This is a genomic window from Thermococcus cleftensis (assembly GCF_000265525.1).
In the GTDB taxonomy this organism is placed as follows: domain Archaea; phylum Methanobacteriota_B; class Thermococci; order Thermococcales; family Thermococcaceae; genus Thermococcus; species Thermococcus cleftensis.
In genome coordinates this window covers 957,406-982,554 of the sequence record NC_018015.1, presented here as the reverse complement: position 1 = coordinate 982,554, position 25,149 = coordinate 957,406, and the positions used below count along the sequence as shown (strand labels likewise).

Sequence of the window (25,149 nt, the reverse complement as noted above, 5' to 3'; positions counted from 1 at the left end):
AACGGTGCAGCCGGTTCCAAGGACTCCAACACCCGCTGAACTTGGGAAGGGGCCCGCTGAGGACGCCGGGCCAGAGGGGAGAATGGTTCCAACGGAAAAGGCTGAAGAGCTTTTCCTGGCCCTCTGGCTTCTTGTCCTCATCGCCTTCCTCCTGCTCCGCTGGGATCTGGTTTACCTCCTCCTTCCGGCCCTTTGGCTGGTCTTCGTCGCGGTGTTCTTCTTCAAGCCCAAGATGGACGTCAAGCTGGAGAGGGTGATTCCCCACAACCGCTTCCTCGAGGGCACTGAGATTGAGATAGTGCTCAAAATAAGGGCCGGCGAGAGGATTCCAAGCCTCAAGGTGAGGGAGGACCTTCCCGAGGGGCTTGAGTTGATAGACGGGAGAACCGAGTGGGTGCTGTCCCTGAGGAAAGGCGAGCTGAGGGAGCTCCGCTACCGCGTCCGCGTTAAGCGCGGAATCCACGAGTTCAACTGGGTCGAGCTGAGCTACCGCGATCCCTTCGGCTTCTTCCACTTCACGAAGAAGTTCGACCTCTACACCGAGCTCATAGGCGTTCCCATAATAGAGGACGTTCCAACGCCCTACTCCACGAGGGGAACCAAGATAACCGTCGGCTCCCTCCCGAGCCCCAGGGTAGGTGAGGGCGTGGAGTTCCACGCTATCCGGGAGTACCAGCCTGGCGACCCGCTGAAGATAATCAACTGGAAGGCCACCGCCAGAACCGGCAGGATAATGGCCAACGAGTACGAGAGCGAGCGCAAGGTGGACGTGATATTCATCGTCGATGCCTCCTACACCGGGGAGCTGGTCTTCGACAACCTCATTCGAGCCGCCGCCTCGCTCATGCTCAACGCCCTGAACAGTGGAACCAGCTTCGGCCTGCTCCTGGCGGAGGAGGTTCCCCTCTGGGTCCGCCCGGACTACGGCAAGAGGCACTTCTTCAAGTGCATCGACTTCCTCAGCACGGCCAGGCCCGACAGGAACAACATGATAGCCTACCAGGTCGAGCACCTGATACGCTCCCACTTCCCGCCGAGGGCGCAGCTGGTCTACTTCTCCCCCCTCCTCACCGAGGAGAGCAGGGAGGCGCTCAGGATAATGTCCGCCTTCGGCTACAACGTCGTCGTCATAAGCCCGGACCCCTACACCGCCGTTGAGCCAAAGAGCCGCGAGGAGGAGCTGGCCCTCAAGCTGCTCAGCCTCCATAGGAGGGCCGTGCTAAGGAAGATGGCGGGCTATGGGAGGATAATAGACTGGGACGTCAGGAAGCCGCTGAAGGCCGCGATAGCGGAGGTGATCCAGGTATGAGGATAAAAAGAAGGCTCTACTCCCTTGCACCGCTGGTTCCGCTCTTCCTCCTGCTGGCCCTGATCGACCGCCGCACGCTCCTCCTTCTTCCCCTAGCCCTCATGGGCCTTCAGTGGTACTTCATCGGCTCCCTCTTTTTCGTCTCCGTGGGGGCCTTCCTCATCTACACCAGGACCGGCGGTTTCTACGGCCTGGCGGTTATGGCCCTGGCCCTTCTGGCCCTAGAGATGGCCCACCTCGACAGGGAACGGGCGCCGCTGGAGCACTACGCCGTCCTTCTGGCGGCAGTTGGTCTGGCCTTCCCCACATACCTGCTGATGGTTTCCGTCTCGCCCCTCCTGCCGAGGCTCGAGGTCACCGCCTTGGCCGCTTTCCTGCTGGTCGTGCTCTACGTCTTCGTCAGGCTCGCGACTGACTAGATGCTCCAGCTCCCCTTTTTCTTCAGGACCTCCCTCGCCCTCTCCAGTCCGAGTTTTATGCAGGTCTCCAAGGGCTCTCTCCGGACGTAGCCCGCCAGGAAGCCGCCGGCGAAGGCGTCCCCGGCTCCAGTGGGGTCCACGATTTCGTTTTCACCTATGGGGAGCGCCGGAAACTCCCTGAACTTCCCATCGTAGATGAGAACTCCTCTCTCGCCGCGGGTTACGACCACGATTCCCGCGCCCCACTCGTGAAGAACCCTCGCCGCCTCCTCGACACTCTCCGCGCGGGTCATAACGAGGGCCTCCCTTTCATTGGGGAAGATGACCTCGGCGCGCGAGACCACCTTCCTCATGAGGTCCGTTTTCTTCCGGTAGTCGGCCATGTACGTCGGATTAAAGTCCAGGCTCGTCCTCTTCCCCTCGAGCCTCTTCAGGGCCTTCAGTTGCTCCTCCGGCGGAATGGGTGCGATGTGAAATACTTTTGCCTCCATGTACTCCTCTGGGATCTGCGTTTCACCCATATTCCTGGCAACACCCATCTCCACAGGGGCATCGACGCTCCCGTCCTCGTGGTAAATCATGTAGATGTGAATCGTCTTTCCGGGCAGGATTTGAACCCCCCTAACGTCCAGAACGGAGGAGAGCTTTTCGAGCCACTCCCGCGGAAAGTCCTCCCCCACCTTGGTGACCAGCCCGACCTTCGCCCCGGCCAGGGCGGCGGAGGTGGCCACGGCCGCCGCCGCTCCGCCCGGCAGAAGTACCTCCTCCCTTCCGGGGAACCTTATGTGGTCGATCGAGACGTGTCCGAGGACAACCAGGTCAAGTTCCATTCCCATCACCGCCCTCGCTTTTCATGTCACTATGGTTTTCCGCTTAAGCCGTTTCCGGTCTGAGTAATCGAGTTCTACTCCTTCGTTTAGATGCTCATCGAAAAGGTTTAAAAGTTCGGCCCCCCAAACTCCCCCAGGTGGTTGCCATGGAGAGCGTCTTCCAGAACGAAACTATAAAGGAGATTCTGGCCAAGTACAGACGGATATGGGCCATAAACCACGCCCAGAGCGTCCTCGGCTGGGACATGGAGGTCAACATGCCAAAGGAGGGAATCCTCGAGAGGAGCGTTGCCCAGGGCGAGCTTTCTGTTCTGGGCCAGGAGTTCCTCCTCAAGCCGGACTTCGTCGAGCTGGTCGAGAAGGCGAAGGGGCTTGAGCTAAACGAGTACGAGCGCGGTGTCGTTCGCGTCCTCGACCGCTCGATAAGGATAAGCAAAGCCTTCCCGCCCGAGTTCCTCAGGGAGATGAGCGAGGTAACGAGCCAGGCGACCAAGGCATGGGAGGAAGCAAAGAAGAGCGACGACTACTCCAAGTTCGAGCCCTGGCTGGACAGAATCATAGACCTCGCCAAGAGGGCCGCTGAATACCTCGGCTACGAGAACGAGCCCTACGACGCTTTACTCGACCTCTTCGAGGAGGGCCTCACCACCAGGGACGTCGAGAAGATGTTCGACAAGCTGGAGAAGGAGCTCAAGCCGCTCCTTGAGAAGATCATGGAGGAGGGCAAGGTTCCCCAGAGCCACCCGCTCGAGAAGGAGCGCTATGAGCAGGCCCAGATGGAGCGCGTGAACCGCTGGATCCTTGAGAAGTTCGGCTTCCCGCTTGGAGTCCGCTCAAGGCTTGACGTTTCAGCTCACCCCTTCACGACCGAGTTTGGAATAAGGGACGTGAGGATAACCACTCGCTACGAGGGCTACGACTTCAGAATGACCGTCCTCAGCACCGTCCACGAGTTCGGTCATGCACTCTACGAGCTCCAGCAGGACGAGAGGTTCATGTTCACGCCCATAGCGGGTGGAGTCTCCCTTGGAATCCACGAGAGCCAGAGTCGCTTCTGGGAGAACATCATCGGCCGCTCCAGGGAGTTCGCCGGGCTCATCTACCCTACCCTCAGGGAGAACCTGCCCTTCATGGCCAACTACACGCCCGAGGACGTTTACCTGTACTTCAACATGGTCAGGCCCGACTTCATAAGGACCGAGGCTGACGTGGTCACCTACAACTTCCACATTCTGCTCCGCTTCAAGCTAGAGAGAATGATGCTCAACGAGGGCGTCAAGGCGAAGGATCTACCGGAGCTCTGGAACGACGAGATGGAGAACCTCCTCGGCATAAGGCCCAAGACCTACCGCGAGGGCATCCTCCAGGACATTCACTGGGCCCACGGAACGATAGGCTACTTCCCGACCTACAGCATCGGAACCCTCCTCTCTGCTCAGCTCTACTACCACATGAAGCGCGACCTCGACGTCGAGGGGCTCGTGGGTGAGGGCAACTTCGGCCCGATAAAGGAGTGGCTCAGGGAAAGGATACACCGCTGGGGAAGCATCTACCCGCCGAAGGAGCTCCTCAGGAGGGCCATCGGCGAGGAGCTGGACCCGGAGTACTTCATCAGGTGGGTGAGGGAGAGGTACCTCTGACTTTTCTCCCTCTTTGCACCCTTCGTAATGCTTAAATGCGATGCATGCATTCAGTGTATTGGTGGTGTCATGGTAAAGACCATCACTATCTCTGACGACGTTTATGAGGAGCTCCTTCGAATCAAGGGCAAGAAGTCATTCAGCGAGCTGTTCCGCGAGCTTTTGAGGGAAAGGAAGGGGAACGCTGATGCCCTTCGCCACCTCTACGGAATCCTGAGCGAGGAGGAGTATAGGGAGACCAGAAAGAAGCTTGAGGAAATCGAAGGGGAGTTCGAGAGATGGGAGCGGTCCTTGACACGAACGTCATAATCGAGATTGTCCGGGGAAACGGGGAGGTTCTCAACAGGGTAACGTCATTGGACAGCACCTTCTACATAACCTCGATAACCAAGTTTGAAATCCTTCTTGGAATGCCGAGGAAGGACGAGCTGATATGGCTCGAAGCCCTCATAGAGCTACCCTTTGACGGGAAATGTGCCGAGATGGCGGCGTATCTCCACAGGAAACTGGAAGAAAAAGGAACCCCTATGTCCCTCCGCGACCTCTTCATAGCGTCAACTGCGATTGTCAACGGTCTTCCGATAATAACTTTGGACAGCGACTTCGAAGTTTTGAAGGAATTGGGCTTTGAGGTTCACATCATTTAGGCTCCCCAATCCACGCCACAGGCTCGACCTCTATCGCCGCGACGCCGTACTTCTTCTCCTTCTCCTCAGAGTAGAAGCGCCTGTAAACCTTGACGCCCTCCTCGATGCTCCCCACTCCCGGGAGAACGTTCTCAATGCCCTCCTTCTCCAGCATCTCCCTGAAGGAAGAGTAGACCCTCACGTCCTTCACGACGCACACCAGCTTGTTCTCGAAGACTATCTCGTCTCCCGGCCTGATGGCCTGCCTCTTCTCATCGTAGAGCCTGCCCTCGATCCTCTTCCTGCCCTCGGCTATCGCCCTGAGGTACTCCTCCTGGAGGCCCATTTTCCACCTCGCCAAGCCATCACCCCCTCACACGAGGTAGCGGACGATGCTCGGGCTTATCCTTATTAGCTTTGCGAGGAGTTTCGGCCTCCTGAGTATCGCCTTCGCGGTCTTCACGTGGTCGTCGAAGTCCGCCTGGCTCTCTATGACCTCCCTCGCCTCCCTGCTCCCGAGCACCTCGAAGACCCTCTCGATGTCCTCCTGGCTCATTCCCCTGAATATCCTCCTGAACCGCATTCCAAAGCTTATCTGGTTTTTGATCGCTCCGCAGAGCTTTTCATAGCTCTCGGGCTTCCCTGCCAGCAGGGCCTCCCTCAGCGCCCTGGCGCAGAGCATTCCAAAGACTATGCCTCCCGCGGTGGTCGGTTTTATCTGGAGCGCGGCGTCGCCGAGCAGTGCCACGTTGCCCCTCACCCAGGGCTTCCTCCAGCCGAAGCCCACCGTTCCGGCCTTGAACTCGACTATGGAGGTTGGCCTGAGCATTCTCACCCGGAGGAAGCGGTTGAGGGCCTCGATGCTCCCGAGGGTTCCGACCCTCGCCAGCCCCTCGTTCACCGGGGCCACCCACATGAAGAAGTCCCCGTTCATGTCCTTGTTCACCCAGACCTCGACGAAATCCTTCCTGAACTCGCCGACAACTTCGACCTCGTAGCCGCTCAGGAACTCGGCCTTAGTTTTGGCCCCGATTGCCCTCGCCACCGCACTGTTTACCCCGTCGGCCCCGACGTAGAAGTCCGCCTCCACCTCAAGCCTCTCGCCCAGGTGCTGGAGGACGGCCTTTCCGTTCCTGAACCCCCTGAAAGTTGTGGCCATGTAATAATCCACGCCCCTCCTAACGGCCCTCTCCGCGAGGCTCTTCTCCAGGGCCTTTCTATCGACCAGGTAAGCCTGGGGGCTTTTCCTCTCTATCTCGAAGTTCTGAATCCTGGAATAAAAAACGGCCCCGCGCAGTTCGTTGAGAACGGCCTCCTCGGGAAGGCCCAGCCTCTCGTAGTTCTCGGCCCCTATTATTCCGGTGCAGGCCTTGCCCCCGAAGGAACCCTTCTTCTCGACGACCGCGACGCTGAAGTCCCTCGCGAGCAGGTTGGCCAGGTAGTTGCCGGCAGGCCCGCCGCCGATTATGAGAACATCGTACCTCATTCCCACCCCTCGCCCGGTGTAGCTTTTAAACCCTAAAAACCTAACCTTTCCGGTGATGCTATGAAGGTTCTCGTCACGGGTTTCGAGCCCTTCGGAGGGGAGAGGATCAATCCCTCATGGGAGGCCGTTTCCAGGCTTCCGGAGGAAATTGAGGGGGCGGAGATAGTTAAGCGCAGGCTTCCGGTGACGTTCCGGGGTGTCAGGGAGCTCCTCCCAAAGCTGATAGTGGAGGAGAGACCGGACGTCGTTATCCTGACCGGCCAGGCGGGGGGCAGGCCGAACATCACCGTCGAGAGGGTTGCGATAAACGTCATGGACAGCACGATGCCCGACAACGAGGGCTTTGCCCCGGAGGACGAGCCGGTGTTCGAGGGCGCTCCAGCGGCGTACTTCGCGACGCTCCCCATAAAGGCCATAGTGAAGGCCCTGAGGAAGGCGAATATACCGGCGGGGATTTCAAACACCGCCGGGACCTACGTCTGCAACGCGGCCATGTTCACGGCGCTTCACACGATAGCCGTGGCTGGAATGGAAACCAGGGCTGGCTTCATTCACGTGCCCTTCAGCCACGAGCAGGCCCTGGAAAAGCCGAGGCCTTCGATGGCCCTCGAGACCATAGCGCGGGCCATTGAGGTCGCGGTCAGAACCTCGCTGGAGGTCTGAAACCTTTTTAAATCCCCTTTCCTAAACCCTACAAAGCCCATGAGGGTGAGGCCTATTCTGATCCTCGGCCTTGACGTGATAAGTGAGAACCCGAAGAGGTTCGCCGTCGTGAGCTGGTTCAACGGAAGGCTCGAGAGAAAGGGGGAGTTCACCCTCTACCGCCTAATCCGGTTCATTCAGGCCAAGAGGCCCGATATAGTGGCGATAGACAGCGTGACCGAGCTCGGTGAGGACCTGAGGAAGTTCCTACGGGCGCTTCCGCCGGAGACGAAGCTCGTCCAGGTGACCGGGAGGCCCGGGGAGCAGAGGAGCCTCCAGAGCCTCGCAAGGGAGCACGGCATAAGAACAGCAGACAGGTTCGACCCCTACGAGGAGGCGAAGCTCTCCGCCCTGCTCGCGAGCAGGGGCGTTGGCTACGAGGTTCTGGCCTTTGAGGACGAGGTTATAGTCAGGGTAACCCGGGGCAGGAGCCACGGCAAGGGCGGCTGGAGCCAGGATCGCTACAGGAAGCGCGTGCACAACCTCGTCCGCGACAAGGTGAGGGAGATAGAGGACAGGCTCAGAAGGGCGGATATACCCTTCGACCTTGAGACGGAGGAGAGGGACCACGGCCTGGCCAGGGGCGAGTTCAGGGTGTACGCGAGCAGGGAGGAGCTGGCCGGGCTGATAAGGCCGATGCGCGGTGGCGACGTCGAGGTGAGAATCCAGCCTGTGGAGAGGGCCGAGCTGGGCTTTGCCCCGCTGAAGGGTGAGGAGGCGGTGAGGGAGAGGAGGAGCATCATAGTTGGAATAGACCCGGGCATAACCGTCGGAATAGCCGCCATAGACCTGAAGGGGAATATAGTGGCCCTTCACAGCGAGAGAAACATGCCCGTCGGCGAGGTCTTCAGGTTCATAAGCGAGGTCGGCCACCCGGTTGTGGTTGCGACCGACGTTTCCCCCGCCCCGGGCTTCGTCGAGAAGATAGCCCGCTCCTTCAAGGCCAACCTCTTTGTCCCCAGGGAGAGCCTCCGGGTTGAGGAGAAGAACGAGCTCCTCAGGGGCCTTGGGATAAAGGTCGAGGACGACCACCAGCGGGACGCTTTGGCTGCCGCTTACAAGGCCTACCTCAGGCTCAAGCCGAAGCTGGAGCACATTGATGCCAAACTGCGCGATGCTGGGCTTAGCAAGAAGGCCGACGAGGTTAAGGCCCTCGTCATTCAGGGCTACAACCTCGGCGAGGCGATGCAGAGGGTGGCCGCGAGGAGGGAGGACAGAAGGCCGGAGCCTCGGCAGGAGGAAAGCGGGAGCGTCGATGTACGGCCCTACCTCAGGAAAATCCGGGAGCTTGAGGAGAGGATAGAGTTCCTCGAGCGGGAGAACGAGGAGCTTCGCGGGATAATCAGGGAGCAGAGGAGAACCATCGAGAGGCTCGAGAGGCGCATAGCTGACTACGACGAGGAGGTGAGGAGGAAGGTACTCCGCGAGAGGGAGCTTGAGGCGAAGGTTAAGCGCATAGAGGTGTTGGAAAAGCAGCTTAAGGAAGCCAAGGCGGTCATAGAGAGGCTGAGCAGGGATCTGGTCCAGGTCAAGCGCATGAACGTGGTTGAAATCCGCGGCAGCGCGGTTCCCCTCAAGGTCATGAACGTCCTCAGCTGGCGCGAACTTGAGAGGCTGGAACGGGAGGTCGGGATAAGGAGGGGTGATGTGCTCTTCGTCCTCAATCCGGCAGGGGCGGGGAAGGCCATAGCCGAGGAGCTGGTCGAGAAGGGGATAGGGGCTTTGATAACGGAGAGGCCCCTTCCGGAGCCGGTGAGGGAAGTGCTGAGAGAGGCCCACGTGCCCTTCTTCACGAGCGAAGAGCTTGACGTCAAGCGTGTCGATGAGTTCGCGGTGGTTGAGCGGGAGACCCTGGAGGGGGCCATCGAGGAACTGCTGTCGAGGTGGGAGCGGGAGGACGAGAGAAGAGAGGCGGAAAAGGTTCTCCGTCTTCTGGAGGAGTACCGGCTGGAGAGGAAGAAGGAGCTTCTCCGGAGGGCCGAGGAGGAGGCGAGGGCGGGGAGAAAGACTTAAGTAGTTCGGGAAACGTCCCGGACTGGTGATGCTTATAAACCGCGAGTCCCACATTATCTTCACCTCGCTCGTCGTGCTCGCGGTGGGCTTTCTCACCGGGATATACTACCGCAGGGTGGACCATATCCTGAGAACCGGCTGGATGATAGCTTGCATACTCCTCCTTTACCGCGTCAGCGGCCGCTATGAAAGGCCAGATGGTGTCGCCGGCGCCCTGCTGAGCCCTTTCTTCAACCGTGGAACCCTCGCGGTAACCTCTATTTTCCTGGCAGTACATGCCTCCCTCGTGAACGTTCCATTCACGGACATCGACCTCTTCAACGTGGCCTTCAGGGACGTGGACATGATAAGCCACTTCCTCGGCGGCCTCGTGATGTGGCTGATTGTAACGGAGGTGCTCATGAACCTCAGGCCGGACTTGGGGAGGTGGGAGCTGCTGGGTTACTCCTTCGTGGTTCTCCTCGCTGTGGGCATCGGCTGGGAGTTCGTGGAGTGGATTGGAAGCCGCTTCACCGAGGGAATCCTTCAAGAAACGCTCCTCAACAAGGTTAGAGACGTTTTGATGGAACAACTCGGGGCACTGTCCGGCCTGTTGATGGTATCGAGCAGGGGGTACCCATTTACACCTCCTGGGAGATGAGTGAGAGAACCTCCCTGAGAGCCCTCAGGTACTCTCCGGTTTCCTCCGCCCCCTTCTCGGTTATCCTCACCGCGGTTCTCGGTCTGTCGGCGAAGACCTTGTAGAGCTCGACGTAGCCCGCTTTTTCAAGGGCCTTGAGGTGGGAGTCAAGGTTTCCGGGGGTTACATCGAGAACGTCCAGAAGTTCCCTGAACAGAACCCTTCCCCTCGGGAGAAGGTAGAGCATAATCCCTAGCCTTATGGGATTTCCCAGGACGTGGTTCCTGCTCAGCTCCCGCAGGGCCTCCATTCTATCACCGCTCTATCGCCTTGAAGGCTGAGTAGATGTACAGCAGCACAGAGAGCGAGAATCCCAGCGCCACGAGAAAGCCCGCCCAGACCATGGCACCGCTTTCCATCTTGGCCGCAAGGGCTATTCCCAGGGCGGGAATCAGAAACGATGGTATAATCTCGCGCTCCACTCCGCTGTACTTTGCGAAGACCAGCCACATGCCGAAGACCGAGAGGGTTATGAAGCTCAAAAAGCCCACCGCGAGGCTGGCCTCCGCGTTTACCCCGGGGTCCAGCCTCGGAATAACCCCCCACCCGAGGGCGATTCCAGTTATCCATGAAACGGCTATCAGGATTCCGCCGGTGGTCGATGATTCCACTTCCTTCCCGGTGGCCATTCCCAGCTTCTGAAGCCTCCTCCATATCCTTCCCGTGAAGCCCATCGCCAGTATGAACGCCACGGGCCAGTAAACGATGTTGAACTGCCAGGGAAGGTCAAAAACGCCGATGATCACGTAGTATAACAGCATCACGGCCAGCCAGACCGCGAAGCTCATCGCGCCGTAGAGCTTCCCCGCCGCTATCAGCTTGCCCTCGACCCTCTCAAGGACGCTCTTCAGTTCCCTAACCTCTTCCATTTCTCCCACCGGTTGAAAGTATGGCGCACTGCTATTTATACCCCCGGCTTTCTCTGAACTTCAGAACTGCTAAGCCGGCGAGGTTGGCCGAGGAGTGGAGAACGAAGGCCGGGGCTATGCCGCCCAGGGCGAAGATGTAACCCGCTAGGAGGCCGAGGACGAACGCTCCACTCAGGACGATGGCCCTTTCCCCGGGCCCATCGAAGGCCATCAAGTGGGGGAGGGCAAAGAGGGTTGCGGAGAACGTTATCGCGCCCCAGAAGTGGCCGTGGTTCAGGAGGTAGCCTTCAAGGAGCCCCCTGTTGAGGGCCTCCTCGCTCAGCGGTGCCAGGAGCAGGAGGAGGAAAAACTTCCGCGCACCTTCGGGCAGAAATCCGGGCGTGGTTTCGGAGGGTGCAAAAAGGTTGAGGACGAGCGATATTGCAAAGCCGAGGACGAAGGCCTGGCCTATGTAAGCATCACTCCAGACGAAGCCGAACCTTTCGAACCCGCCGAGAAGCTTCATGGCCGTCAGGGAAAGTAGGAGCATTGTCAGCTGCATCATGAAGCCCGCTCTTTTCGGGCTCTTTCTGGCGGATATGGACGCTATAACGGAAGAGGGCACGAAGACCGCGAGCCAGAGGAGTAGTGCAAGGACGAAGTCAATCATGGCAGAGGCCTCCGGAATTTCCCTCATTTCTCCTATTCAGCCACCGGCCCTCGCGAGCCTGAGCTTCTCCATGAAGCGCTCGATTTCTTCCTCCGGGCCTTCAACGAGAACCCTGTTGAGGACGATGTCGTTCCTCCCGCTCTTTCCGACGAGGGTGAGCTTAACGTCCGCTCCGGCCCTCTTGGCGAGTTCCTCAAGCTCGGTGAGTGGGATCGGCGTTTCAATGACCTTCAAGCAGGAACCTCCACAGGGGAATTACCTCGATTCCGTCTATCTTTCCTTCCCGCTCCCAGGTTATCAGCTTGGCGTTTTTCCAGCCGAATTCCCGCATGGCCTTTTTCAGTGCCTTCACCTCCCTGTCCAGTGTCCCGGGGTTTGAAACGTCGTAGCTCACCTGAATGAGGGTTTCCTCCTCTGGGAGCACGAAGTCCACCTCCCACCCCTTCCCGAGGGCGTAGTTCACCTCCCCGCCCCTCCTGAGGAGTTCTATGAAGACCGCGTTCTCCATCAGCCTTCCGAAGTTCTCGCTGAACCTCACGCTCAGGAAGGTGGTGAAGGACGTGTCCACGAAGTATATCTTCTTCGGGTGCTGTATCCTCAGCCTGACCTTTGGGGAGTAAACCTCCACGGGAAAGGCGAAGTAGCACTCCCTCAGGTGGTTGAGGTAGTTCGAGAGCGTGGCCTTGCTCACAGCGTAGCCGAGGCTTCTCATGGTTCTCTCCATCTTGCTCAGGCTGAAGTACTCAGAGTTGAGGAGGAGCCGTATGAAGGCCCTGAGCTCCTCGGGGTTACGCACCCTGTACCTCTCGATGACGTCGAGGGCTATGATAGTGTTGAAGTAGTCCCTGACTATGAGGCCCTTTATGCGCCTGTCGTCCGTCAGTACCACCTCTGGGAACCCCCCGTAGAGGATGTACTCCCTCAGGAGGTTCAGGAGCTGGGCCTTTTTTCCGCTGAGGCCGACGTTGTGGGGTACTTCAAACCTTTTGAAGCGGAGGAACTCCCGGAAGCTCAGGGGGAACACTTCAAAGGTGAGCGCCCGTCCCCTCAGCGACGTGGGTATCTCCCTGCTCGATAGCTTTGAGGAGGAACCGCTCAGGAAGAGGCGGACGTTTTTCATGGAGTCGTTCACCCTCCTCGCCCACGAGTCCCATCCAGGGACGTTCTGGATCTCGTCGAGGAAGAGGTACAGCCGCTCCCTCTTCCCGAAGAGCTCCTCTATTGTTGGGATGAGCTCGGTGAGTGTTTCGGTCCTCTTTTCGAGCCTCTCGTCCTCAAAGTTGACGTAGAAAATATCCTCCCTCGGCACTTTCTCCGAGAGCTCGTTTATCAGCTGGAACATGAGGTACGTTTTTCCAGTCCTCCGGCAGCCCGCGAATGTGATGATTTTCTTCGGTCTCTCAGGAACCAGCGAGAAGTCGAAGTCCCTCTCAACGAGCTCCGGTGTCCAGTTCTCCTGCCACTCAACTATGACGCGCGCGAGGTTCTCGTCCATGGTTGTCACTTGCCCTTAACCTTTATAAAGGTTGTTTAGTATACTGAACAACCCTTTATAAACACCCGTTCACTTAATCCACTCTGAACGTCAGTCCCCTCTCCCTCGCCTTCCTCTCAACCTGTAACCTGAACTGACAGGCCTTGCATATCTCCCCCGTCGTCGGCTGGCCGCATATCCTGCAGCGGTTCAGCTCGCTCGTCTTTTTGGTGTAGGTCTTCGCTATGAGCGGGAAGAGCTTGTCGTAGCTCCTTAGTATCTGGTACTTCGTTCCTGGGTGTCTCTCCTCCATCTCGTTGAGCCAGTCCCTAATCTCAGCTCTGAAGGCTTCTACCGCGTAGGGACACTCGCTCAGGTCGACCTCTATGCCGTTCAGAACCGCGTAGAGGACTATCTCCTTCTCGGGAATTTCACGGAGCGGCTTTATCCTGGGAACTAGTTCGGGGTGTATCTCCTCGTAGTAGGGCCCGGTTCTTCCCAGTCTCGCTATGTCTCCCCTGAGGATGTTCATGATGAACATCTGCACCTCGTCGTCGAGGTTGTGGCCCACAGCTAATTTATCGGCCTCGACGTCTTTGGCCGCGTAGTTCAGAAGCCAGCGCCTCCAGACGCCGCAGTAGGAGCAGGCACCAACCCTTTCCCCCCTCTCGAAGCTCCCCATTATCTCCACCGTCTCGTCGAGGGTGAAGCCGATGTATTCCTTGAAGGAATAAATCCTGTGCTCTATCCCGAGCTTCTCCGCGTTCCTCCTCGCTATCTCAACGCTCGGCGGCCTATAGCCAGCTATGCCCTCATCGATTGTCACCGCAACTAACTCGAAGGGGAACTTCTCGCGGAGCTTCGCGAGGAGGTGAAGCAGAACGACGCTGTCCTTTCCGCCGCTAACGCCGACCGCTATCCTCTCGCCCTTCTCGATTAGGCGGTACTTCTTCACCGTCTCCTTGAACTTCTTCTCGACCATCTCGTTGAAGTGCCTGTGGCAGTAGTACCGCCCGGTGTAGCGTGCGTGGTAAACCGCTGGCCGGTTGCACTTGGAGCACTTCATTTTTTCACCCGTTCCGGGTTGAAAAAGGTGTTAAAAAAGTTAAGCCTCAGCCGATGAGGCTCCTCAGTGCCGGAAGGACGTTGAGGGCCAGCAGGAAAAGGCCCACTCCGATGGTGAAGTATCTGATGGGCTGCACTATCCTCTCGGGCAGGTACTCCTTGAGAACATCGTCCAGCATTCTCCCGCCGTCCAGAGGAACGAGCGGGAAGAGGTTCATCAGCCCTATGCCTATGTTGAGCACGTATATCCAGTAGAACGTGAAGAACAGCGGGAGCACGAGCCAGTCGGCTCCAACCTTCGAGACCACGTTCTGGGCGGGGTAGATCCCGATGTAACCCTTCTCCGGATTGTCCGGGTGGGCTCCAAGCTTCAGCTGGAGGTTAATCTCCCTTCCGTCCCTGAGCACGGTGAGCGTTATCACCTGGCCGGGCTTGGTGGTGTTCATGAAGTTGATGAACTCCTCCATATCCTTTATCTGCTGCCCGTCCATCGCTATTATCACGTCCCCCTTCTGGAGAAGACCGTAGGCAGGACCGTCATCGAGGACCCCGGATACGAGGATTCCCGAGGGCTGGAGGACTGGGGATATGGCGAAATTGAGTATCAGAACTGCCAGCAGGGCGGTGGCCACGTTGGCCAGTGAACCAGCACCGTAAACACGGAGCCTCGAGCGCAGGGGGGCCTTGGATAGCTCCTCCTCGTCAGGCTCGACGAAGGCGCCGGGGATCACGGCCAGGAGGACCAGGCCGACAGATTTGAGTGGAAGTCCCTCGGCCCGGGCCACCACCCCATGGCTGAGCTCGTGAACCACCATCACGACGGCGAGGGCGATGAGTCCGTAGGAGAGGGGTATAGTAACGCCGGGGATAACGAGCTGAACCCCGCTCCCCTCGCCACCGGTCTGTACAGCCCTAACTGCGGTCTTGAATAGAGCGTAGAAGACGTAGACCATTCCCATGAAGCCGAGGGCTATCCCAACGTCCGCGTAGACCTTCCAGAAGCGCCTGTTTTTACTGGAGAGTCTGTCTATGAACCCCAGGAGCTTCTTGGTTCTCCACATGGCGATGAACATGTCCACGGTGAGGCCCTCTTCCCTCTCTTCTCTCCTCCCGAAGAGGGCGTATAGGATCATCCAGAAGGCGATGATTCCGACGATGACTGCCATCAGTGTGCTGTTCATTTGGGCCACCTAATAGAGCGTTTTCGAGCTGAGTTTAAAAAGTAATCGGGCTAAAGCCGCCCAAGGAACTTGAGTATGTACACCTTGGTTCTGACGTCGAGGAGGGAGCGGATAACGTCGGACAGGTTGCCCCTCATCGTCGGGTTCAGCCTGAACGCGGTCAATATCTCCTTTGCCCCGCTCCTGTCGCCGCCGAAGAGCTTCAGTATCCCTATCTGAAGGAGGTGATAGCTCAGAACCCGGGGGTCGTGCCTTATGTCCCCGTGCTCCTCTATCATTCTGTACCTCCCCGCCAGGTACTTGGCGAAGGAGAACTGGCCCGAGTGAATGGAATAGTCTACCAGCGGCTCGTCTATCGCTCCGAAGCGGCACAGCTTGGCCATTCTCAGCCACATGTCCCAGTCCTCGCAGGTCGGGAAGCTCTCCCTGAAAAGTCCCGCCCTCCTGAAGCACTCGCGCCTCACCATTATCGTGGACGTCCCGGTTATGTTGTCCCTCAGCATGTGTCCGTAAACGTCTCCGCTCGCCCTGGGGTGCTTTATCCCCAGGATCCTTCCCCGCTCCAGGTAGTAGTAGGTAAATGCCGTGTAGATCAGCCCGTAGTCCCCGGGGAGCTCCCTGAAGGCCTCCATCTGGAGCTCGAGCTTGTCCTCCCGCCAGCGGTCGTCATCGTCGAGGAAGGCTATGAACTTCCCCCGGGCCTTCAAAACGCCGAGGTTGCGGGCGTTGGCTATGCCCTTTCCCCGCTGGGGAACGTACCTCAGGCGCCCGTCCCCGAAAGACCTGATGAGTTCCCTCGTCGATTCGCTCCTGGCGCCGTCCACCACGAGCACCTCGAAGTCGTCGAAACTCTGGTTTAATACGCTCTCTATTGCCCTCCTGAGGAGCCTGTCCCTGTTGTAGGTTGGGATTATGACCGAAACAGCCGGTCTCACCTGGCCACCCTCCCGCCGGTGAGGAGGCTCAGGTGCCTGAGTATCAGCCTCCTGGCCTTTCTCTCGAAGTCCTCCGCCTCCGATTCAACCTCCTCGAGCTTCCAGTCATCGACGTTGAAGACCGCGGTGCCCTCCCGGTGGTAGAGCCTTATCCTGTACTTCTCGAGCTCCTTCACGGCCTCGAGCTTCTCCTCGGGCAGGTTGGGGTAGGGGTAGTGGGTTCCGAAGCTCTCCGCCAGGGCGTACTCCGAGGCCAGCTGGAAGTCCTTCCCCTCAACCTGGCTCAGGATAAAGGGCTTTATCCTCGCGAGGCTCACGTAGCCTTCCGTTTCTCCTATCTCGTGGGGGGCTTTTATGAGGAGGGGCACCCTCAGGAGCTCGTCGTCCAAGAAAACCCCGTGTCCCAGCCTGTTGTCCTCCCCGAGCAACTGTCCGTGGTCGCTCGTGACGACGATGACGGAGTTTTCCATCAGGTTCCTGTCCTCGAGGGTCTCCATCATCTCCCTGAGCCTCTTCTCCAGGTATTCCACCTGCCTTGGATAGCCCTTCCTCCACTTTTCAACGAGCTCGGGCTCCTCGCCGAGAAGCCTGTTCACGACTGGGGCGTCGGTGAAGCCCTCGAAGATGGAATACGGCTCGTGAACCTCCATGAGGTTGATGAACATGTAAACCGGCCTCTTCAGCTCCATCTCTGAGAGGAGCCTCTCCGTCACCTTCGCCCCCTTGTCCCTGGGCCACCCTTCGCCGTACCTGCCCATTATCCTCAGGAAAATCTTGAACGGCAGGGTGAACTTCCTCTCCTTTACAAGTGCCCAGGTCAGCTCGAGGGCGTTCCTCGGCTCGTGCTTCTTGAGCACCTCGTTCAGCTCCTCCCGGTCTCTGTCCTCGATGAGGGGCTTGAGGGTGTCTCTGAACTCGTCGAACGCCCTGATGCCGAAGTCGGGGCCCACGAAGAAGTTGGCCGTGAGGAGGTAGGTTGTGTACCCGAGAGACCCCAAAACCTCGTGGAGGTACGTCCCGTCCTCCCGGAACCTCACGTCGGGCACCTTTCTCTTCCTGCCCTCGTGAACCCCGTGGTAGAGGGGATAGAGGCCGGTGAACATCGAGGCGTGGCTGGGTATCGTCCAGGGTGATGTTGTTATCGCGTTTTCGATGCTCGTGAACCCGAAGTCCCTCGTGAGGAGCCTCTCTATGCCCCTTGAGTGGTCCTTCCTCAGGGTGTCGAGGACGATGATTATGACGTTTGGCTTACCCACGGACATCACTCTCCCGAACCGGCACCAGCTTTCTCGCGTCCCTTATCCTCCTGAGCTTGCGGAGGTTGCTCCCCAGGGTCAGGTCGCTCCGTATCATCTCCCTGAGGTCCCCGTTCTCTATTCTTCTCTCGCGGCCCTTAAACGCTTTGAGGTATCCGGCAACGAGGGCGTAGCCCTTGACCGGGTTCTGAAGCATCAGAAATCCTGCTCTGGCAAGGATCGACGTGAAGGAGGCACCGAGCTTGTAGTTGGACCAGCCCAGCATCTCGTAGCCCCTCAGGTGGCCGAAGCGTCCCTCCGTCTCCCTGAGCTGGACCGCTATGGCATCGACCACCTGCCCGGTTCTCCACCCGAGGAACCTCGCGAGGTAGTGGGAGACGGTGTCAGGGCTTGGACCCTCGCGGTACCCACCGACCTCCCTGAAGCACTCCCTCCTGAAGAGCCTCGGACTGCCCTTCGGTCTCTCGGGGTCGGTTCCCTCCCAGACGAGCCGCCCGCCCTTCAGGTAGTATCCGCCGCCACTCACGATTCCAAGCCGGGGGTCCCTTCCAAAGGCCTCCACGAGTTTTTCGAAGAACCTGCGCTCCAGTATGAAGTCCGCGTCCAGAACTCCTATGTATCCGAAGGGTATGCCCCTCCCAATGGCCAGCGAGAGCGCCCTCTCGAACCCGATCCTGACTACTTGAGAGTAACGATACTTCAGGTCGTAGCCCCCGCCGCCCTTCAGGTGGAGAACCTCTATCCAGCGGTGCCTTTCGGCGAGCTCCTCAGCTATCTTCCCCGTCCCGTCGGAGCTGTTGTCGTTCACTATCACCCACAGCCTTGGCCTGATGCTCTGGTTCACAACGCTTTTGGCCAGCAGGGGCAGGTTCGCCTCTTCGTTCTTTGCGGGGGTGACGAGCAGGTAGCCCCGGGTTTTCGAGCTCCTCGGCCTCACTTCCTCCCCTCCGCCCTCTTCACCACCAGGTCAAAGAGCTCCTGGGGCTTCCCTATCAGCTCCCCCGTATTGCTGCTGAAGAAGCCGTGGTCCGAGTGGTCACCTCCCCTTGGATCCCCTGGAACTGGCTCCATTCCGTGGTCGGAGATTATGTAGAGAACGTCGCCCTCGTCCAGCTTCTCTGAGACGAGCTTCGCCAGCTTGTTGAGGTCGAAGTAGAGGTTCATAAGCTTGAGCTTCTTCCCTATTAGGAAGTGGGACACCTCGTCGAGGAAGGGGGTGTACCAGAAGATAAGCTCGTAATCTTTCTCCAGGGCCTCCATCAGTGCCCTCCTGTCCCTCTCGTAGGTTCTCATCGCGTACTCTATGAGGGGCCGGAGGTTGCCCTTCACGGCCTCCTTCATCGCCTCCCTTACCTCCGGGTTTGAGACGTTCCTGCCGTAGGAGGGAACGCCGTTGGTCCAGGTCTTCTCGAAGTAGTCGAAGATGGTCCTGTATTTCCTGTTCCTGAGCAGGTAGTCGTAGGTGGCCTCGAAGGGGTTGGAGGTTATCGCGTCCCCGAGCTTCTTCCTTATCGAAAGGGGGAGTATCTTGGCCCCCAGCTTGACGTACCAGGGGGTTTTGACCTTCGTTATGTTGCCCTTGTTGGCTATGAACTTCTGCCTCTTTATGAAGGGCTCCTCTATCTCGGGTATTTTTTTCCCCGTGAGCATTGATGCCCATATCGGCGGGGTCACGATTACCTCAAAATCCGAGAGATCGGTTTTTGTGAACGCCCTCTGCTGCAGGTACTTCAGGTTCCATTCCTTCACCAGGTCGTATTCCAGCCCGTCTATACCCAGGATTATTATTCTCCCCATGGGGGACCCGCTCCGTCCAGAAGTTTACCTCTCCCCTCTTGATCCTGTTCCTGTTGAGGGTCGCCATCGCCAGGCCCTCAATCATGTAAATTATCCTACGGGCGTTCTCCCTTTTAAAGCCTGAGGTCGCGAACAGGATCGAGTAGAGCAGCAGATCCCCCATTCTTCCGAGGGCGTAGCGTATCCTGTTGGGGAGCGTGTTCTCGAAGAGCTTGTAGAACAGGTAGAGGTGATAAACCTGCCTCATCACCTCGAACTGCCGGGAGGGAAGCCTCCCGGCCGGGGCCTCCAGGTGCGCCAGCCTGGCCTTTGGGGTCTGGTAGAGCGAGCCCGGGAAGAGCTTGTGGAGTCTGTAGGAGAAGTCCTTGTCCTCCCCCACGGCATATTTCTTCAGCCTCTCGTCGAACTTCAGGTGCCCGAAGGCCTCCCTCCGGTAGGACATGTTCGTTCCGCTGAAGCTCTCCCTGTTTATCGTTCTCGTGAGCCTGTAGGGAAGGATCTCAAAGAGTGAGGGGAGTTGTTTGTGAACATCGACCTCGTAGTAGCCGCGCTGGAGGAGCCACCAGAGGAACTTCAGAAGGCCGAACCTGATGAGGGGGTTGTTCCCGCTGACCCTGTTGGTTATGAACCCCTGGACGCCCATGGCGTTCGGGTGCTCCTCGTAAGTCAGGATAATGTTCTCCAGGTAGTCCCTTTCCAGGATCACGTCGTCGTCCAGGAAGAGGATTACATCGCCTCTGGCAACCTTTGCCCCGACGTTCCTGGCGTGGGGGAGGCTGGAGCGGGGAAGGTGGAGCCTCTTGACGGCGATTCCCCTGGACCTCAGGAGCTTTATCTCACCCTCGACCTTTCTCTCTTCCTCCCTTGAGGGCGCACCGTTGATGAGAATGACCTCGATCGGCTTCACGCTCTGGTGGGCTATTGATCTGAGGCACTCGGCCAGCTCTCTTGGCCTCTTGTAGAGCGTCGATATAACCACCGAAACTTCAAGCATTTTTCCTCACTGTGGTAAGAAACGGGGTGACCTTAAATAGTCTTTTGGTTCAACAAACTATATAACCCGCCGTCCCCAATCATAAAGCCGGTTGCCGGAGGGAGCACAGATGGGAATGGCTGAAAAGTTGCTCGCCCGCTTCAATCACTCCGTCGATGCCTTTGCTTCACTCGTTCACAATTACAGAATGGAGGACACCATAGCGATATTTGGAAGCCCGCGCTCTGGCTCGACCTGGCTTATGGAGCTTCTCGAGTCCATTCCGGGCTACAAGTCGGTGTTCGAGCCCTTCCACCCTAGATGGTATCCCGAGTTCGGAAGGAACGGCTTTCCGTACACCCCCTATGTTCCTGACGAGACCGAGCTGGCCTGGCTCGGTGATTACCTGGAGAGGGTCTTCTCGGGAAGGGTTCACGCGAGGTTCCCCTACCGCCGCCCCGTGCTCCCCAGGCTGAGGGCATCGAAACTGGTCGTCAAGTTTGTGAGGGCCAACACAGTCCTTCCCTGGGTGGCGGGGAACTTCGAGCTGAGGGGCTTCTACTTCATAATCCGCCACCCCTGCGCCACCATAGCGTCCCAGATTGCGACGGGTTACTATTCAAGGATAACTCCAGAGCAGCTGGCCAATGAAGTGCGCAAGGTGGAGGGCCTGGAGGAGCTGGCCGGGCGCGTTGCCCGCTTGAATACCGAGATAGGCCGCCTCGCCGCGGTGTGGGCCTTTGAGAACTACGTTCCCCTCTCCTCGGAGAGACCCTTCCCATGGTACACGGTGGTGTATGAGCGCCTCATCGTAAACCCGGCGGAGGAGCTTGAGGCTGTATTTGGCCACATCGGGGAGGGGGTTCCGGAGGGGGCATGGAAGAAAGTGAAAAAGCCGAGCATGGTCACGAGGAAAAGCTACGGAAAGGAGTACATAGGAACCCCCAAACAGCTCCTCAAGTGGAAGGACAAGCTGAGCGAGAGGCAGGTTGGGGAGATACTCGAGGTCGTCTCGTGGTTCGGCCTAGATTTCTACACCGCGGAGCCTGAGCCGGATTACGACGCCCTCGGGGAGGGGGGTGTGGAGGTTGGATAATCCCCATGTCGTGTTTATAGTGCTTGATACCCTCAGGAAAGACTACGGGAGGCTCGTTGAGAGATCCCTTTCCGAGCTGGGCTTCGTCGTCTATGAAAACGTCATAGCCCCAGCCCCCTGGACGCTACCAAGCCATGCTTCCCTCTTCAGCGGGCTTTACCCCGCCCTCCACGGTGCCCACGAGACAAGGGACGTTAAGAACTATGGTGTTAGGTTCAGGGGACCAAACTCGCTCCTCCGGATCTTTGATGAACTGGGCTACTCGACCCACCTAATCAGTGCCAACATGTTCGTCCGGCCGGGCTTCGGCTTCTCGGGTTTTGACCGCTTCCTGGACGTGTACTCAAACAGAACGTTTTCCCTGTTCAGTCCCAGGGAGAGGGCCCTCCTATCCCGGCTGTGGACCGAGGTGGACGGTTCAAAACTCGCCTTCCTCAGGGGGCTCGCGGCCTCTGGGGAGTATGGACTGCTCCTCAAGCTCTTTCCCGGGATCGCCCTCCAGCGAGCCCACGCATGGTACAAGCGCACGTTCCAGCACTGGCCCATAGAGAAGGGATCCAGAAGGGCGGTGGCGGCTGTACGGGGAATGGAGTTCACAGAACCCACTTTTCTCTTTATTAACCTGATGGAGGTTCATCAGCCCCTTTTCCTTAACAGGCACGTCTCATTTTACCTTAACTTCAAGAAGGGAGGGCCCGATAGGGGATTGATTGAACTCTGGAGGAGACGTTACGGGGAGGCGGTTGAATACCTCAACTCACGGCTCCTTGAGCTGATGGGGGTTCTGAAGCGGAAGGGTGTCTTCGATGAGTCCTTGATCGTTGTCCTGAGCGACCACGGTGAGCTGATAGGGGAGCACGGCAAGGTGCTCCACGGAACCTTCCTTTACGATGAACTGCTCAGGGTCCCCCTGATGGTGAAGTACCCTGAGTCCTGGGAAGTTGAGCTGAGTCATGAAAGCGGGTACATCAGCCTGACGTCGATCCCGCGCTTCATCTCGTCTCTCCTGTCCGGGAACTCCACGGATTTGCCCCTCTACTCTCCGGTGGTTTTCTCGGAGAGCTACGGGGTTTCCAACCCCTTTGACCTGTCCGTCCTCTCCGATGATGAGCTTGAGTTATACAGGTTCTTCGACAGGTACCGGGTGGCGGTTTACAGGGAGCATCTCAAGGGAATTTTCAACGTCCGGGATTGGAAGTTTGAGGAGGTGATATCTTACGACCCCCGGCTGGAGGTCACGGAGGACGATGTGGCCGGACTTAAACGGGAGGTTGTTGGCTTCCTGGGCAGGGTCGCTTCCCACAGGAAGCGCCTTACCCGCCTGAAATGAAGCGGGCGAGGAGTTTTTTGAGGGGCTTCAGGTTCGCCCCCGTCCTGGCTTCGAGGGCATCGAGGAGCTCGACGTCCTCCACCTCAACCGTCCTCAGGGCCAGTATCGCGGCCAGGTAAACGAGGTAGCCGGCAACGGTGACCGGGATCGCGGTGAGCAGGTTATCGTTCACCCCTATCGCCGTTATCGCCACGGCCAGGCCCAGTCCCGGGGCCAGAACCTTGATGTAGTTCCTTCCAAAGGGGTGTATCCCCGTCTTCCTGTGGAGCCACCAGGTTCTGTACAGGTTGGCGGTGACGTACGATACGGAAGTTGCCACCGCCGCGCCCTCTATGCCGTAGACGGGTATGAGAACGATGTTCAGGGCCACGTTTGCCATTGAAGCGAAGAGGTTGCCGGTCAGGTTGGCGGAGGGCTCTCCGACTGCTATGAGGCTCATTCCGTTGAGGCCCATCATTACGTGGAACATGAAGCCCGCCGAGAGTATTCTAAGCGCGGTGGCGGCATCGGTGTACTTGGATCCGAAGAACAGGCTGATGGCGCTCTCGGGGAAGACGAAGACGAAGAGGAACACCGGGAAGGTCAGTATGAAGACCCACCGCGTGGTGGTGCGGTACAGCTTCCTGAGCCCATCGATGTCGCCGCCGGTGAAGAAGGCCGTTGCTATGGGCATGTAGAGGAATCCCATCGAGTTCAGGAAGAGGGGGAGAAGCCTAGCTATCGGCGCCGCGCCGTTGTACAGCCCCACCGTGTCCGGGTCGAAGTAGTAGCCGAGCATCAGCGAATCCGTCCAGCCCATCACGTAATCGAGGATTCCGGTTAGCATCAGGGGCAGGGAGAAAAGGAACAGCTCCCTCGCTATTTTCCAGTCGAGGATCGGCCTCCCCGGCAGGAAGCCAAGGTGGCAGGACTCGCGGACGAGAAGGAGGGACGAGAGGGCCTGGGAGAGGACGTAGGCGAGGAACACGAAGGTAAAGTCCGCCCCGATCAGAAGTCCGGCCACGAGAATGATCAAAAACAGGAGGGGCGGCAGGACGTTGCGGTAGTAGAGGTTCTCCCTCACCCTGCCGTGGCCTCTCGAAACCGCCACGAGGAGCATCGTGAGCACCATGAAGGGGAGCGCTGGGGCGGCGAGGGGAAGGGTCTTGTCTATATACCTGTCGTTCAGGAGCCGGGCCAGGTCGGGGGCAAGGGAAACAGTCAGGGCCACCATGAGCATGGACGCCGCCAGGGCCATGGCAAGGCCGGTGGAGACGAGGGCCGGAACCTTTTCCCGCCTGTCCTTCAGGTACCTCGATATCTCCCTCGGCAGACCGCTCTGGAGGCCCAGGAGCGCGACGGTCATCGCTATGCTGATGACGGTCATGGTGAGGGTGAAGGAGCCGTACTGGTACCTGTCGAAGTGCCTCGCTATGATTGCCCTGCTGAGAAACGTCAGGAACATCGAGGCCACCGTTCCGGCCAGGACGATTCCCATGCCCCTGGCGACTCTGTGGAGTGCATTGTTGGTTTCGCTCAATCCCTTCACCCACCGAACAGGGTCAGCAGTCCTATCAGCAGGATTATCACGTTCATGGCCCTTTTAAGCTTCTCCCCCTCCGCGTTCCTGTTCACGTGCGTCCCCATGTAGACGCCGGGCAGGGTTCCGAGGGTTAATGCTCCGGCGAGGTGGTAGTCCACGCTTCCCATTCCCGCGTAGTTCAGGAAGCTGAGGGCCGAAAGCGCCAGACCGTAAGTTATCGTGACGCCGACGACTTCTTTCGGGTCGAGCCTGGCGACGTTCATCAGGGTGAAACTGACTATGACGCCAGCTCCGACGGAGGTGAACTGAACCGTCAGGCCAACGATGAAGCCGAGAAGGTAAATGTAGGCCCACCTCGGCCTTACCGGGACGCGGAATTCACCCTTGAGAAGGCTCAGAACCGCGCTGACGACGAGTATCGTCCCGAGGAGGAGGGTAAGATAGTCGTTGAGGGCGTTCCGGTCTATCTCGCGGAGGATTATCCCGCCCAGAACTATCGCCGGGACGCTTCCGGCTAGGAGGCGGAGCGCTATGTCGTACCGTATCCTGCCCTTCCTCCCGTGGAAGAAGACGCCAAAGACCCTTGTGACGGTGGCGTAGAGCAGGTCGGTTCCGACGGCAGTTAGGGGTTCAACGCCGAGAAAGATTAGGGAAGGGGTCATCAGGGCCCCGCCGCCGACCCCCGTTAGGCCCACGAGAAAGCCGACGAGAAAGCCCAGTCCTACGAAGGTCAGCGGGTTCAAGGCCCTCCCTCCGGTTCAGGGCAGGTAGCCGAGCTCCCTGGCCTTCTCTATTACCGCATCGACCTCCTCCTCCGGCGTCATCTTCGAGCTGTCCACCTTCACCTCGGGGTTCTCGGGTTCCTCGTAGACGCCGTCGTAGCCGGTCAGGCCCTTTATCTCGCCCCTTAATGCCTTCGCGTAAAGCCCCTTAGGGTCGCGCTGGATCCTCACCTCGAGGGGGGCGTAGACGTAGACCTCCATGAAGTCCCCAATCTCCTTCCTCGCGTACTCCCTGACGGTCCTGTAGGGTGAAATCAGCGAGACTATCGCTATAACCCCGTTCCTGCTGAGGAGCTTCGCCATGTGGATAACAACGCGGTTGTGCATCTCCCTGGCTTCCTTGGAAAACCCGAGGTTCGGGTAGAGGGTCTTTCTTATGGTATCCCCGTCGAGTATTTCAACCCGGTAGCCCATCTCCCTGAGCTTTCTGGCGAGCTTTACCGCCAGGGTAGTTTTTCCAGCACCGCTCGGCCCCGTGAGCCAGATGGTGAATCCCTTTTCAAGGTTCTTCATGGT

At 58.6% G+C, this 25,149-nt stretch carries 28 protein-coding genes; 10 read left to right on the top strand and 18 right to left on the bottom strand.

From position 1 onward, the window contains the following. Positions 1–4 precede the first annotated feature (4 nt). Both CL1_RS05260 and CL1_RS05255 read left to right on the top strand, forming a co-directional pair. Positions 5–1,309 carry a DUF58 domain-containing protein gene (locus tag CL1_RS05260; RefSeq protein ID WP_014788853.1) on the top strand — a complete coding sequence of 435 codons (1,305 nt, stop codon included), beginning with the start codon at positions 5–7 and terminating at the stop codon, positions 1,307–1,309. Beyond that, the gene (locus tag CL1_RS05255) at positions 1,306–1,728 is read left to right on the top strand and encodes a hypothetical protein (RefSeq protein ID WP_014788852.1); all 423 of its coding nucleotides are present in this window, start codon (positions 1,306–1,308) and stop codon (positions 1,726–1,728) included. Before CL1_RS05260 ends, CL1_RS05255 begins: the two co-directional genes overlap by 4 nt. Here CL1_RS05255 and CL1_RS05250 read toward each other — a convergent pair. Next, on the bottom strand, positions 1,725–2,558 hold the full coding sequence (locus tag CL1_RS05250; protein WP_014788851.1) for a carbohydrate kinase family protein: 834 nt from the start codon (positions 2,556–2,558) through the stop codon (positions 1,725–1,727). The two genes, CL1_RS05255 and CL1_RS05250, sit on opposite strands and share 4 nt — an antisense overlap. Before the next feature lie 146 nt (positions 2,559–2,704). On the opposite strand from CL1_RS05250, the gene CL1_RS05245 reads away from it, so the two are divergent. The 3 genes from CL1_RS05245 to CL1_RS05235 all read left to right on the top strand — a co-directional run bounded on the left by CL1_RS05245 (position 2,705) and on the right by CL1_RS05235 (position 4,845). Further along, positions 2,705–4,198: a carboxypeptidase M32 gene (locus CL1_RS05245; RefSeq protein ID WP_014788850.1), complete on the top strand. Its 1,494-nt coding sequence runs from the start codon at positions 2,705–2,707 to the stop codon at positions 4,196–4,198. 69 nt (positions 4,199–4,267) lie between these two features. Then, complete coding sequence (locus CL1_RS05240; RefSeq protein ID WP_048151969.1) at positions 4,268–4,507, top strand: antitoxin VapB family protein; 240 nt, start codon at positions 4,268–4,270, stop codon at positions 4,505–4,507. Beyond that, the gene (locus tag CL1_RS05235; protein WP_014788848.1) at positions 4,477–4,845 is read left to right on the top strand and encodes a type II toxin-antitoxin system VapC family toxin; all 369 of its coding nucleotides are present in this window, start codon (positions 4,477–4,479) and stop codon (positions 4,843–4,845) included. The genes CL1_RS05240 and CL1_RS05235 overlap by 31 nt, the downstream gene beginning before the upstream one ends. Here the strand turns inward: CL1_RS05235 and CL1_RS05230 are convergent. After that, positions 4,838–5,185 carry an ASCH domain-containing protein gene (locus CL1_RS05230; protein ID WP_048151967.1) on the bottom strand — a complete coding sequence of 116 codons (348 nt, stop codon included), beginning with the start codon at positions 5,183–5,185 and terminating at the stop codon, positions 4,838–4,840. The two genes, CL1_RS05235 and CL1_RS05230, sit on opposite strands and share 8 nt — an antisense overlap. A 12-nt stretch (positions 5,186–5,197) precedes the next feature. Further along, a complete protein-coding gene (locus CL1_RS05225; protein ID WP_014788846.1) occupies positions 5,198–6,310 on the bottom strand; it encodes a geranylgeranyl reductase family protein in 1,113 nt (370 codons plus the stop codon). 60 nt (positions 6,311–6,370) lie between these two features. On the opposite strand from CL1_RS05225, the gene pcp reads away from it, so the two are divergent. From pcp to CL1_RS05210, 3 genes are read left to right on the top strand one after another with little or no spacing between them, the layout of a single operon-like run. Further along, the gene (gene pcp / locus CL1_RS05220) at positions 6,371–6,973 is read left to right on the top strand and encodes a pyroglutamyl-peptidase I (RefSeq protein WP_014788845.1); all 603 of its coding nucleotides are present in this window, start codon (positions 6,371–6,373) and stop codon (positions 6,971–6,973) included. 39 nt (positions 6,974–7,012) lie between these two features. After that, on the top strand, positions 7,013–9,025 hold the full coding sequence (locus tag CL1_RS05215; protein ID WP_014788844.1) for a DUF460 domain-containing protein: 2,013 nt from the start codon (positions 7,013–7,015) through the stop codon (positions 9,023–9,025). 28 nt (positions 9,026–9,053) lie between these two features. Next, positions 9,054–9,665, top strand: coding sequence for a DUF2238 domain-containing protein (locus CL1_RS05210; RefSeq protein WP_014788843.1), 612 nt, complete (start codon positions 9,054–9,056; stop codon positions 9,663–9,665). On the opposite strand, the gene CL1_RS05205 is transcribed toward CL1_RS05210, so the two are convergent. From CL1_RS05205 to CL1_RS05150, 12 genes are all read right to left on the bottom strand, one after another. Beyond that, positions 9,646–9,954, bottom strand: a complete 309-nt coding sequence (locus tag CL1_RS05205) for a transcriptional regulator (protein ID WP_014788842.1) — start codon at positions 9,952–9,954, stop codon at positions 9,646–9,648. The two genes, CL1_RS05210 and CL1_RS05205, sit on opposite strands and share 20 nt — an antisense overlap. A 4-nt stretch (positions 9,955–9,958) precedes the next feature. Then, positions 9,959–10,573 carry a hypothetical protein gene (locus CL1_RS05200; protein WP_014788841.1) on the bottom strand — a complete coding sequence of 205 codons (615 nt, stop codon included), beginning with the start codon at positions 10,571–10,573 and terminating at the stop codon, positions 9,959–9,961. A gap of 31 nt (positions 10,574–10,604) precedes the next feature. Further along, entirely contained in the window at positions 10,605–11,249 is a 645-nt protein-coding gene (locus CL1_RS05195) for a CPBP family intramembrane glutamic endopeptidase (RefSeq protein WP_237266288.1), read from the bottom strand. A gap of 9 nt (positions 11,250–11,258) precedes the next feature. Continuing rightward, complete coding sequence (locus CL1_RS05190; RefSeq protein ID WP_014788839.1) at positions 11,259–11,456, bottom strand: TIGR04140 family protein; 198 nt, start codon at positions 11,454–11,456, stop codon at positions 11,259–11,261. Then, positions 11,443–12,717, bottom strand: coding sequence for an ATP-binding protein (locus CL1_RS05185; RefSeq protein ID WP_014788838.1), 1,275 nt, complete (start codon positions 12,715–12,717; stop codon positions 11,443–11,445). Before CL1_RS05185 ends, CL1_RS05190 begins: the two co-directional genes overlap by 14 nt. Before the next feature lie 73 nt (positions 12,718–12,790). After that, positions 12,791–13,762: a TIGR00269 family protein gene (locus tag CL1_RS05180; protein WP_014788837.1), complete on the bottom strand. Its 972-nt coding sequence runs from the start codon at positions 13,760–13,762 to the stop codon at positions 12,791–12,793. A gap of 46 nt (positions 13,763–13,808) precedes the next feature. Then, positions 13,809–14,942, bottom strand: coding sequence for a site-2 protease family protein (locus CL1_RS05175; protein ID WP_014788836.1), 1,134 nt, complete (start codon positions 14,940–14,942; stop codon positions 13,809–13,811). Positions 14,943–14,992: 50 nt separating this feature from the next. Beyond that, on the bottom strand, positions 14,993–15,877 hold the full coding sequence (locus CL1_RS05170; RefSeq protein WP_014788835.1) for a glycosyltransferase: 885 nt from the start codon (positions 15,875–15,877) through the stop codon (positions 14,993–14,995). Continuing rightward, entirely contained in the window at positions 15,874–17,139 is a 1,266-nt protein-coding gene (locus tag CL1_RS05165; RefSeq protein ID WP_014788834.1) for a sulfatase-like hydrolase/transferase, read from the bottom strand. The genes CL1_RS05170 and CL1_RS05165 overlap by 4 nt, the downstream gene beginning before the upstream one ends. After that, complete coding sequence (locus tag CL1_RS05160) at positions 17,126–18,070, bottom strand: glycosyltransferase family 2 protein (protein ID WP_014788833.1); 945 nt, start codon at positions 18,068–18,070, stop codon at positions 17,126–17,128. The genes CL1_RS05165 and CL1_RS05160 overlap by 14 nt, the downstream gene beginning before the upstream one ends. Next, the gene (locus CL1_RS05155; RefSeq protein ID WP_148267284.1) at positions 18,067–18,930 is read right to left on the bottom strand and encodes an alkaline phosphatase family protein; all 864 of its coding nucleotides are present in this window, start codon (positions 18,928–18,930) and stop codon (positions 18,067–18,069) included. The genes CL1_RS05160 and CL1_RS05155 overlap by 4 nt, the downstream gene beginning before the upstream one ends. After that, positions 18,815–19,924: a glycosyltransferase family 2 protein gene (locus tag CL1_RS05150; RefSeq protein ID WP_014788831.1), complete on the bottom strand. Its 1,110-nt coding sequence runs from the start codon at positions 19,922–19,924 to the stop codon at positions 18,815–18,817. Before CL1_RS05150 ends, CL1_RS05155 begins: the two co-directional genes overlap by 116 nt. Before the next feature lie 109 nt (positions 19,925–20,033). On the opposite strand from CL1_RS05150, the gene CL1_RS05145 reads away from it, so the two are divergent. Beyond that, positions 20,034–20,999, top strand: coding sequence for a sulfotransferase family protein (locus tag CL1_RS05145; protein ID WP_014788830.1), 966 nt, complete (start codon positions 20,034–20,036; stop codon positions 20,997–20,999). Continuing rightward, positions 20,983–22,329, top strand: a complete 1,347-nt coding sequence (locus CL1_RS05140) for a sulfatase-like hydrolase/transferase (protein WP_237266287.1) — start codon at positions 20,983–20,985, stop codon at positions 22,327–22,329. The genes CL1_RS05145 and CL1_RS05140 overlap by 17 nt, the downstream gene beginning before the upstream one ends. Here the strand turns inward: CL1_RS05140 and CL1_RS05135 are convergent. From CL1_RS05135 to cysC, 3 genes are read right to left on the bottom strand one after another with little or no spacing between them, the layout of a single operon-like run. After that, complete coding sequence (locus CL1_RS05135) at positions 22,313–23,857, bottom strand: flippase (protein ID WP_237266286.1); 1,545 nt, start codon at positions 23,855–23,857, stop codon at positions 22,313–22,315. The genes CL1_RS05140 and CL1_RS05135 overlap by 17 nt on opposite strands. Then, positions 23,854–24,594 carry a sulfite exporter TauE/SafE family protein gene (locus CL1_RS05130; protein ID WP_014788827.1) on the bottom strand — a complete coding sequence of 247 codons (741 nt, stop codon included), beginning with the start codon at positions 24,592–24,594 and terminating at the stop codon, positions 23,854–23,856. The genes CL1_RS05135 and CL1_RS05130 overlap by 4 nt, the downstream gene beginning before the upstream one ends. Before the next feature lie 15 nt (positions 24,595–24,609). Then, positions 24,610–25,146 carry an adenylyl-sulfate kinase gene (gene cysC / locus CL1_RS05125; RefSeq protein WP_014788826.1) on the bottom strand — a complete coding sequence of 179 codons (537 nt, stop codon included), beginning with the start codon at positions 25,144–25,146 and terminating at the stop codon, positions 24,610–24,612. Between the last annotated feature and the right edge of the window lie 3 nt (positions 25,147–25,149).